This is a genomic window from Bacillus sp. FG16, from assembly GCF_057809515.1.
This window is the reverse complement of record NZ_JBMDKC010000142.1, coordinates 1-10,619: the sequence shown is the minus strand read 5'-3', so window position 1 is coordinate 10,619 and position 10,619 is coordinate 1. Positions and strand designations below refer to the sequence as shown.

Here is a 10,619-nt window from a genome sequence, read left to right as displayed (position 1 = left end):
GATTAGATAAAGATGCTGGTATCGATTATCAATCTTTAAATGGTGAGCAAATTTATAAAGGTAGCCGCATTTTAGAAGTTGAAAGTGCTGGAGAAGATCAAGCAAATGTATATGTAGACGTTACCACAGAGTTTACACCAAAGGATTCACCAGATAAAAAACAGGGCCGATTGTACTATCTCATTCGAGTTCAGGGTTCGTCAGATGGATACACTGTTGTAGATCTACCTCAACCATATATGCCGAAAGTTGGTGTAAATAAATCTATTCAGAGTAAATATGCCAATCTTTCAAAGGATATGAAATCGGAACAAGAGGTAAGAAAATTTTTTGAATCGTTTTTTAAGGCATATACAGCAAAAGACCGTGGTGATGAGATTAAATTTTTCTTCCAAAAGTCAAATGATATTCAATCTCTACAAGGTTCGATGGAATACGTGAAAGTTGAAGATGTAAATGTATATCCGATGAAAAAAGAAAAACAATTTCTTGTACAGTGTAGTGTGAAATTGAAACAACCTGTTTCAGGAGTCATATCAGAACACAGCTTTGAATTTACATTAGACCGTAAAGGAGAAGGGAAATTTGAGATATTGAAGATGCAACCAATATCTTATGAAGTGAAATAAAAAGGGGGATGATTTGGAATGCAACATCTATTAGACGTATTAATGTTAGGGAATATCGATATAACAGGTGTTAAAGGTAGTGGGAATAGTAATGTTTTAAGTACAATTCAAACAATCTATGTGTGGGCAGTGTTAATTATTATTGTAGGATTAGTAGCATTTAAAAAGTTTCGTGCGGCAGTTGGGATCTTGGTGGTTGGCAGTATTCTTGGAGTATTTGTATATGGTCCGGATAATATTGTTTCTTTAGGGGATAGTCTTTTGAAGTTCTTTGGGTTGAAAGGTTAAGGGTGTCAGAAGATGCATAGGTACAAGGGATATTGTACGAGTACTTTGTGGCGTATACCAAATTTGATTCGAGGTCTTGCAGGGGGCAAGGAAGGGTTTCAACTTCCTTTTGCCCTTACTGTGACACAAATATTGTTTATCTTGGTTTTATTTTTTGTTAGTTTACCGCTTTTTATTGTGGCAGCACCTGTAATTGATAATAAAGTAGCTCGTTTTGTTGTATTAAATATCATTTTACCCAGCTTCTTTGGATATTTAATTGGTGGGCAAACAAGAGAAAATATGAATATTTTACGATATTACTATATTAAACGAAGAACCAAGCAAGAACCGAAAGAGATGATACGTTTTGAAGAAGTAGAACAAACAAAAATGATTTATGTTAAAGGGAAGATTCGTTTACAGCGTTCGAAAATGTAAAGGGGAGATGGGCATATGAAACTTCAAAGTGATATTGCTGCTGTGTGTGGGAATACCATTTTTACAGAAGATGGACGTGAACAGAAATGGTACAAATCTGGAGGGTTTCATACAAGTTTTGATTCTGAGAACCAATTGGCTCTTCATTTTCAAGATTTAAGACGGTTGTTTAAAGAAATAAAGAGGGAAATTCATTGTATCATCGTTCCCGTCAGGCAATCACTTGATGATGTAAGAGAGCAATATTTAGAAGCAGTACGTGGGAATCTTCGTGTAGTTGCGACAGAACATGTAAATGCAATTTTTGATTATTTAAAAACCAGCTCAGAGTTAGGGGCAGAAGAGAATAAGAGTGAATTTTATATTGGAGTTGAACTTTCAAAAGGTACAGCAGCGGATGAAGACGATGATATGTCCTTTAAAGAAATTTTTGAATATGTTTCGGACTGGTTGAAAGAAAAGATTTCCAAGGTAAAGGGGAAAAGTACTTATTTAACAGCGGAACGCCTTCAGAGGGCTTTAAGAGCAGGCAGGGATGTAGATAATGTATTAAAAACTCTTCCTTTTCATTTTAAATCACTCAGTTGTGAAGAAATGGGGAGATTAATCCCTTGGATGTTCAATTTAGGTGTACGATATCCGCAAGGATGGAAAGGGTGGGAAGAAAGATTTACCCCTATTACAAATAAAAAAGGTGAAATTATTGCACGTGTACAAACGAAGGATGAAGTCTTGAATTTACAGATGACAGGAATTGAAAATCCAAAAAGTAGACGACATCTTACTTTGCATCAAACTGATGCTAAAGGAGTGAATCATCAAACACATGTCTCTTATTTACACCTTGTAAAAATGCCTGATACCATCTATTTTCCAGACATACGTTGGCTTGAAAATCTTAGGAATTTACCATTTGGTGTGGGTGTTAGCTTGAAAATGACTTATCAAAGTCCAGATAAAAGATTAGGGAAATTAAGACGTCAGAAAGCTAACTTAGAAGATCAAGTAAACCATCTTTCGCAATTTAATGAAAATGCGAGTTCTAATGTATATGAAGGGCTGGCATTGGCTGAAGAAGTCATTGGAAATGTTGAAAAGGAACGAGATGGAAGTTACTTGATGAGTGCGATTTTTGCAGTTAGTGCACCCGACCTAGATTTACTGTCTGTACGTGTAAAGGATTTAATTGAAGAATATGCATCAATTGGTTTTCGATTGCAAAATACTTATGGTTTACAACTACGTAGTTTGATGGAGTGTCTTCCAGGATCGAAAAGATATGTAACAGAATTTATACAGGATGTAGACGTGAATGCGGTCACCGCCAGCTTTTTTGGAAATCGTCAAGAGTTAGGAGATGACTATGGCGCATATCTTGCAAGGACTTTAGAAGGAAAGCCAGTTTATTATATGCCTGGATTGGCCGCCTCTGGTACAGTTGCAACGCAGTCTCTAGTTATGGTTCTTACAGGGAAAACGGGTGGCGGAAAATCCGTTGGAGGTAATCATATTACTTATGAATCAGCTCTTGCTGGTGCGAAAGTCATGTTGCTGGATCCAAAAGCAGAGAGGAAAAACCTATGTCATTGGGATGAAAAACTAACGGAGCTGGGCACAGAACTTAACTTTATTTCTTTTACAAATAAAGATGAGGATGCAGGAAAATTAGATCCATTCCTCCTATTTGAAAATCGTCAAGATGCCTCAGATATTGCACGAGAAATTATTAACTATCTTTTAAATATTAATATCCGAAATAATAGTATGCAAAGTTCCGTTGTGGCAAGGGCTGTTCGACAAGTGGCAAAACGTAAGAATCCTTCTATCCGCTTTGTAAAAGAAGAATTAAGAATGATTGCTACAGATACAGAAATGACAGAAGAAAAAAGAAACATTGCTTTAAACTTAGCGAGTACTTTAGAGGAATTAGAATCTATCTCATTAGCGCGACTTATTTTTGCAGAACCAACGAATACCGATAATGTATTAAATTACGCTAACCAATTAAATGTTCTTCAAGTTGATAACTTACATTTACCAAACAAAGATACACCGCCAGAAGAATATTCAGAGGACAATATTATCTCTGTTGCAATTCTGTTTAGTTTAACAGCATATATGATCAGATTTATGAAGATGTTCCCGAATGATTTAACCATGATCGCAATAGATGAAGCGTGGAATTTTTTTCAAAACCCAGCTGGAGAACGCCTAATAGATAAATTGTTTCGTGAAGGGCGAAGTTTATTATCACCAATCCTGTTAATGACTCAGAATTTGACAGATATTCCAGAAGGTATGAGAGGGCAAATCGGGATGTCATTCCATTTTCGTACGGATGAATCACGTGATATCGAAGCAATTAATCAGTTCTTACGATTGGATGATTCAAGTGGTCTAGAAGGTGTTTTACCAAAGTTGTCATCTGGATATTGTGTATTTCGAGATTTACAAAAGCGTACAGGAATTATGCAAATGCGCGTTTTACAAGATCATTTATTTGATGCTTTTGATACATCTAAGGATATACGAGAAATAGCCAAACAGGAAAAAGAACAGCTAGAAAAGAGAGAGGAAGTCATGCAATAAAACGTAGAGGGGTATAACAAATGAAAAAGCTTGTTGTAATGATAATAGCAGTATTGTTGTCAGGATGTGCGGATGATTCTTCCGTACACTCTGACAAAAAAATATTAAGTTGTGAAGCTTCAAAAGCCTGTAGTACAGCATTAGAATATGCCACATATCAGAATCAGGGAGCAACTGATAAAGCTTTTGAGATGGAAATAGATAATGGGAATGGAAGAAGTTATAGCAAAATAGAGGACGCCAAAAAAAATATTGCTTCAGATTATGAAGTAATTAAGGATAAGAAAATTGAAAATTATATTGTTTTAGAATATGAAGTGATTACGGATAAGAAATTTGTTTATCGGATTGAGTTTAAAGATATTCGTACACAAGAGAATAAAATTTTAGATTTAAAGGTAGAAAAACAAGGAAGTAAATATATGGTTGAACGGTATTATAGATTTGTTCCGAATTCTGCGATTACTAGAGGAGATAAAATAGTTCCTTATACAAAGTATTATGCTAAAGGCATGAGTCAGCAAATGAAAGAAGAATTAGAGCCGAAACCAATTGAAAAAGAATAAGAGGTGTAGCTATGAAAAAGTGGTTTCCATTTCTGTTTTCTGGGATTTTGATAATGTTTATCATATGTTTTATGTCCTTTAATATTCCTAGTGTATCAGCTGAAGCTCCTAATGTAATGGATGAGTTAACCCCTAAAAGTAATTTGCCTGAAACTTCGGCTCCGATTGTAAAATATAATGAATATCCAATTGATCATTATGAATTAGATATTTATATAGAGACAAAAAAAAAGGAAGAAGGTATTTTAGATAAAATTAACATTTTTAAACTTGAAGAAAAAGCATATAACCAAATTCAAACAATGCAATATGAGTTGTTAAATGGAATATGGTATGCGTATTTAGTTACGGTGAACTTTGGGATTTATCTTATGGAACAAGCATTTACCTTTGATTTGGTTGGCGCCACATTAGAGTATGTGTCAGCTTTTATTTCACAGATCGGTGGAAAGTCAGGAGTTGGACAGTTTCTATCGTTTATGTTGATTTTAACAGCTGGATGGTTAGTGTATTCATTTGCGAAACGTGAAATTCGAAATACTTTCACAAGTCTAATTGTAGCAGCCCTTTTATCAGCATTTTTCACTGTTTACGTTCAAAATAGTGATTCAGTAATTCGAGAGCTAAATGGTACAGCAAATACTATTTCAAATACTATCCTGTCTTCTTCCACATACTCGTTGGATGAATCAAAATCAAATACAGAACGAACCCCAACAGATAACGAGATACTAAGAGAGTCGCAATATAAAGATGCCCAATCAGCAAAATATGGCTTATCACGTATTCGTAACTTAATGCATGACCTTCTAATTGTGAAACCATATCTTATGTTGGAATTTGGTACAACTAATTTAGCGGTTATTGGTGGGGCGAAAAATAAAAATGAGTATAACAATCAGAATATAGATGCTGGAAAAGAAAAAGTGAAATCGCTATTAAAAGGAAAACCAAATAGCAAAGAACGAGAAGAATTTGTAGAAAAGAATGTGAAAGATTCACTTTTTTTACCAGAAAATACTACTCAACGTATTGTATTAGCTTTCTTAGTATGGATTCCAGCTATCGTCATTTTAGCTATGGTTGGCTATCTATCTGTGTTAACACAAATTTTCGGTATTGCATTTTTAATTACTGCTATATTGGGTGTGTTTATTTTACTATTAGGAATCTTCCCTGCTTGGAGAAGTTATGTAAAACAGTGGGGAGGAAAGCTAATTACATTTTTAGCAATGCGTGTAGTTTATACATTTTTGCTAATCTTGATGTTTAGTTTTACAAACATAGCGTATAAAGTAGCGGAAGGGAATTTTTGGTCATACGGCCAGACAGTGATAGCAATTTTAATTATCTATGCAACAGCATTCTTTTTCCAGAAAAAATTATTTGGTTATACATTGTATCGTAAACACAAAGATCAGCAAAAAAATGTTACACAAGAACGGGTTAATGAATTTAGAAATAAACGAAGACAAGAAGAACAACAACGTGGGTATGGTACAGGTGGTGGTTATTCGCCAGCGTATGCCACTAGTACTGGTGGATCTAATGGATCACAAAGTCCAAGGGCTACAAATGCTCATGACCAACGTCGTGTTTCTAGAGTACAAGATTTAATGCAAAAACAAAATCAGAATTCACAAGTGGCTCCTTTAAAGAAAAATAAAAACAATACATCCCCTTCAAGTGAATCTGCTTCAAGAAAACCAGTATTAATGAAAAATAAACAGCAAGAAATAAGTAATGCACTTATTAAAAAAGAAAATAAAGATGGGGTTAATAGTGCTCCTATCAAGAAAGGAAAGAAACAAGAACTTAACCAAAATCCACAAGATACATCTAATACAGGTGCTAATCAACTACAGAAGAAACAACAAAGCCACCATCTATCACAAGAAAATGCACCGCTGAAAAAACAGCCGAAACCACCAGGATATTATCGTCAAGATGAAAATGATTCATCCTCAAATCAAATTACTAACCAACTACAGAAGAAACAACAAAATCATTTATCACAAGAAAATGCTCCATTGAAAAAACAACCAGAAATCCAAAATAAAGAAGACCAACGTATTAATAAGTCAAATGTTATTAAGTTAACACAAAATCAAGATTCAACATTTGAAGAGCCAAAGATTGATAGAAGTCGAGAAATAGAGAAAATGAGAAGGCAGTCTAATGAGGATTCTAAAGCTGATGATCAGTAGGTGATGCTAATGAAAAAATGGTTTATAGGAATTGGAGTTTTGGGAGCTATACTTTTTATAGTTTGCTCCCTGATTTTTATTTACTTTCTTACGGGTATTCTTCAAGGAGAAGAGAAAAAAGAAGGTGCACCACCTATTAGCAGTAACGGATTGACGGTTTGTCGGCCAGGTGGTAAAACCGTGGCAGCAGAAGATTTACAGCCACATCTAGGTGGGGTTTTCAGTGGGCAAGCGCAAGCTTTTTTGAACGCTGGAACACAAAATCAAATTGATCCTGTTTTGTTAGCAGCTATTGCGAAGTTGGAGACAGGGAACGGTACCTCAAACGCTGTAAAAAACTATAACAATCCAGGTGGATTGATGGACCCAAGTAGTTCTCAAATGAAAGGGTTTATGAAATTTGGGACTTTAGAAGAGGGAATTAGTGCAATGGCACGCAATCTGTATAAAAACTATATTGGAATGGGGATTACAACGATTGATGCCATTGGTGCAAAGTATGCACCACCTGGAGCGGCAAACGATCCATTTGGCACAAATGGAATGTGGCCTAAACTTGTAACGAAGTTTGTTAGTGACATGGGTGGTTTATCTTTCAATTGTGAACCCAATAAGCCAGGAGGCGGAGGTGTCGTAGACACCGGAACAGCAAGTTCGTACGGTTTTATTAAACCAATTGCTCAAACAACAGTCACAAGTCCATTTGGACCACGGTGGGGTACAATCCACAAAGGAATTGATTATTCTTGTCAAGATGGCTCCACACCAATTGCAGCATCTAAAGGCGGGGTTGTTGAGTGGGCAAAGTTTGGTGAAGGAGGATCTGGTTTTGGGGGCTACGGGAATGTAGTAGTAATCAACCATGGAAACGGATTATGGAGCTTATATGGTCATATGTCGTCACTTACTGTTCAGGAAGGGCAAACTATTGGAGTTGGCCAACAGGTAGGTGTTTGTGGGAAAACAGGACAGGTGACAGGCCCACATTTGCACTTTGAAATTAAAACATCTTTTAAATTCGGTCAAGTAGATCCAGGACCGTATTTACCAAATTAATACAGATATTTTTGCTCGTTCTAAAACAGAATGGGCAAAAAATATCCAAAATGGATTATCAGATTGCTTTGTAACGCGATTTAGAGCGTATCCTAATATCATTAGGTGTGCAAGAAGTTGGTAAGCTTATATGGTTTGTTTAAAGTTGTTTAATTGAAAGTGGGGGATGGGAGTGTTGAATATCGTCGGTTTTGCTATAAGTTTAGTAATTATAAGTACACTTTTAACTGTGCTGATGCTTACAGTACTAAAAAAGAAGTGGGGCCATTTATTTATATTAATCTCAGTTCTTGTAATTATATTACTAATAACTTTTGACATGGAATCATTGACGGAAACAGCAGAGTATATAATTACACCAATTCAAGCAGGAGGTAGTAAATGAAACAAAAATAAAATAATTTCTAACGTTACCAAATCTTAAATTATTCTTCGGTAACGCTAGAATGTAAAGATATTGAAGAGGGGAAAAAACAACCATACAGGAGTTGAGTGTTATGGAGAACAGAAATGTTCAAATTGCAATAGTTATTGTGTTTACCCTAGCTTGCTTACTAAGTGTTGTAATGTGGGTACAAAACAAAAACCTTAGAAATACTTCTGAAAAAGAAAAACGAAAATTGACAGCTGAAATTACGATGTTAAAACAGAATAATAAAGAGCTAGAAAAACGCATTGAAATATTGAAAGAAAATACACAAGATAAAGCGCAAGGAATTGCAAAATCATTTATAGAAGCGTTGTTAAAATACGATAGCAATCAAAAGCAGAATCCTAATATGGATAAAATTAAAAAGATGGTAACAGATAAGGCAGAACAAAAGTTATTTGAATCACCTCAAGATGCACATGACAAAGCTCAAGTTCCGGGACTACATGTTATTACAAATGCTGAAGTAACAGATATGTATTATACAAAAACAGCAGATAACAAAGCAGATGTAACTGTTAAATATGATTATATTGTTGATACAAATGGCACGGTACAAAGGGAAAAACATACGATGAAACTTAATTTGTTACTAAAGGGTGATAAGGATTGGCTAGTTGAAGATTACACGTTTCAAATCAATTCTGGAACAGAGGGTCCATAAATCGAAAGGGTGATAAAATGGATTTTGCAAAATGGAAAGTGGATGCTTGGAATATTGTTAAGTCTTATATGATAAGACATTGGTTTGTTATATCAATTTCGGTCATGCTCCTGTTATCAATTTGGTTGTATAGGTTTACGTATAGTACTTTTCTTGCTGTTGTTATCTTTGGATTAACATGGATTTTGGCAGCTTTTTGTTATAACAAAAATGTAGACGAATCGTCTATTAAATTTCGTAAGAAAAAGGAAAAGTATATGATGTACACAGTTTTAAGGGTATATACAAATGATGAACATTTTAAAGAATATATGGAAAATGAAGAGTATTTTCATTCGCAAGTAGTGAGAATGGAGAATCGTTTACTGGATATGAAACAAGATTTAAGTATGCAAGTTCCGTATCATCCCTATACGGAATTTGCATACTGTTATCATTTCCTTCTTGATCAGGACAATGAAATATATCTGATTGCTGAGTATGGTGAGGAATGTATAGGATGTTAGGTATTATAATAGGTGTGTTTGTTTGGTTAGTGGTTGCGGGTGCTACATTTATCTTTTATCGCAAATTTTCATTTTCAGAAGATAAGCTATATCGAAAAAAATATGATGAGTATGGATTTTCAATTTTAATTATAGGAATAGCATGTGTGTACCTTGTAAAAAAATTATTAGCAGCCTATTTGATATTACAAGTGATTGCAACAATTATAGCTTTATGTACAGTGGGGATTGCAGCAGCCTTTTTGTTGAAACAAACTATATACGATTATAAAAATAGAAGATTCCCATTTCAACGAAGATGAAAAGCCCCCTTAAAAATCAATTTTAAGGGGGCTTTAATTTGTTTTAAATATAATAGGTGTTATTTGTAGTAAAATAGCTGTATAGGGGCGTTAAGGTGTTTAAAACGAATATTAATAGTAGCGAGGTGTAAATATGGCAAGAAGTACAGAATCGATGCCTAGAGCAGTGTATGTTTCGAAAAATGAGACGCGGTATATTGAACCTCCAGAGGCTATCTTGATGCGTCAATTGGGTAAAACTTCTGGATATACACTTTATTGTGAGAATTACTTAAAATGTGATTGTACGGCCAATGTGAAGGTAGTGAATAGAACAGGAAAACAGGCATTCTATTTAAAGTCAAATGAAGGGCATTGCCCTGATTGTTCGTATCTTTTAGATACTGTTTCGATTAAAGAACGAATAAGAAATGTACCAAAAGACAAAAAAATAGTCCTTGAAATTGACGAGAGTGATATGTTTGAGGTTAAAGAGAAAATAATAAAAACAGAAGGGAACGGAAAGCAGCCTATAGCAGAAGGTAGAGTATTAACAGTTCCAGAAAACATTATTATAAGACAGGTTGCTGGGACCAGGAACACCTACATTCGGACGGTTGGGGATCTCATTGAATTATTGAATAGTGAAGATGATGCAATGATTAAATATGCATTAAAGCAGCTATATACTACAAATATGCTTTATAGAAGAGGGAGTTATGAAGAAATATGGAATAAACGGCCAAAACATTCTTTTATTGTTGAGGGATATCTTGATCAAGGTGGATTGAATTTGTTAGAGGAAAAAGGGTATGTATATGCCTTTTCATCCTATAAAAGTAAAAGAGCGGACAATGATATTCGAATTATGTTGGTTCATAATGGAAACGGTAAAAAACGATTTCAACAAACTGTGAAGAGTTTAATTGAATGGATCGATAAAGAAGTAGAGGGCAATCGGAAGCTTGCTCTTATAAAAGGGA

11 protein-coding genes and 1 pseudogene are annotated in these 10,619 nt (G+C 34.8%); all 12 read left to right on the top strand.

Annotation, left to right across the window (positions count from 1 at the left end; all coding sequences use genetic code 11):
- Nucleotides 1-629, top strand: a 629-nt coding sequence (locus ACODS7_RS29390) for a conjugal transfer protein (RefSeq protein WP_488828248.1), incomplete at its 5' end; no start/stop codon positions are given.
- Nucleotides 630-647: 18 nt separating this feature from the next.
- Entirely contained in the window at nt 648-917 is a 270-nt protein-coding gene (locus ACODS7_RS29385) for a hypothetical protein (RefSeq protein ID WP_144518223.1), read from the top strand.
- A gap of 12 nt (nt 918-929) precedes the next feature.
- Nucleotides 930-1,337: a PrgI family mobile element protein gene (locus ACODS7_RS29380; RefSeq protein ID WP_144518221.1), complete on the top strand. Its 408-nt coding sequence runs from the start codon at nt 930-932 to the stop codon at nt 1,335-1,337.
- A gap of 15 nt (nt 1,338-1,352) precedes the next feature.
- Complete coding sequence (locus tag ACODS7_RS29375) at nt 1,353-3,926, top strand: ATP-binding protein (protein ID WP_208742699.1); 2,574 nt, start codon at nt 1,353-1,355, stop codon at nt 3,924-3,926.
- A gap of 20 nt (nt 3,927-3,946) precedes the next feature.
- Complete coding sequence (locus ACODS7_RS29370) at nt 3,947-4,492, top strand: hypothetical protein (protein ID WP_208742700.1); 546 nt, start codon at nt 3,947-3,949, stop codon at nt 4,490-4,492.
- An 11-nt stretch (nt 4,493-4,503) separates the two neighbouring features.
- A complete protein-coding gene (locus ACODS7_RS29365) occupies nt 4,504-6,699 on the top strand; it encodes a CD3337/EF1877 family mobilome membrane protein (protein ID WP_243168957.1) in 2,196 nt (731 codons plus the stop codon).
- Nucleotides 6,700-6,708: 9 nt separating this feature from the next.
- Nucleotides 6,709-7,755: a M23 family metallopeptidase gene (locus tag ACODS7_RS29360; protein ID WP_208742702.1), complete on the top strand. Its 1,047-nt coding sequence runs from the start codon at nt 6,709-6,711 to the stop codon at nt 7,753-7,755.
- Nucleotides 7,756-7,927: 172 nt separating this feature from the next.
- The gene (locus ACODS7_RS29355; RefSeq protein ID WP_208742703.1) at nt 7,928-8,140 is read left to right on the top strand and encodes a hypothetical protein; all 213 of its coding nucleotides are present in this window, start codon (nt 7,928-7,930) and stop codon (nt 8,138-8,140) included.
- A gap of 112 nt (nt 8,141-8,252) precedes the next feature.
- Entirely contained in the window at nt 8,253-8,849 is a 597-nt protein-coding gene (locus ACODS7_RS29350; protein WP_208742704.1) for a hypothetical protein, read from the top strand.
- A gap of 17 nt (nt 8,850-8,866) precedes the next feature.
- Nucleotides 8,867-9,355 carry a hypothetical protein gene (locus ACODS7_RS29345; RefSeq protein ID WP_208742705.1) on the top strand — a complete coding sequence of 163 codons (489 nt, stop codon included), beginning with the start codon at nt 8,867-8,869 and terminating at the stop codon, nt 9,353-9,355.
- Nucleotides 9,349-9,657 carry a hypothetical protein gene (locus tag ACODS7_RS29340; protein WP_243168959.1) on the top strand — a complete coding sequence of 103 codons (309 nt, stop codon included), beginning with the start codon at nt 9,349-9,351 and terminating at the stop codon, nt 9,655-9,657. The genes ACODS7_RS29345 and ACODS7_RS29340 overlap by 7 nt, the downstream gene beginning before the upstream one ends.
- A gap of 133 nt (nt 9,658-9,790) precedes the next feature.
- Nucleotides 9,791-10,619 (top strand): annotated as a pseudogene (locus ACODS7_RS29335) (hypothetical protein); the annotation flags it as partial.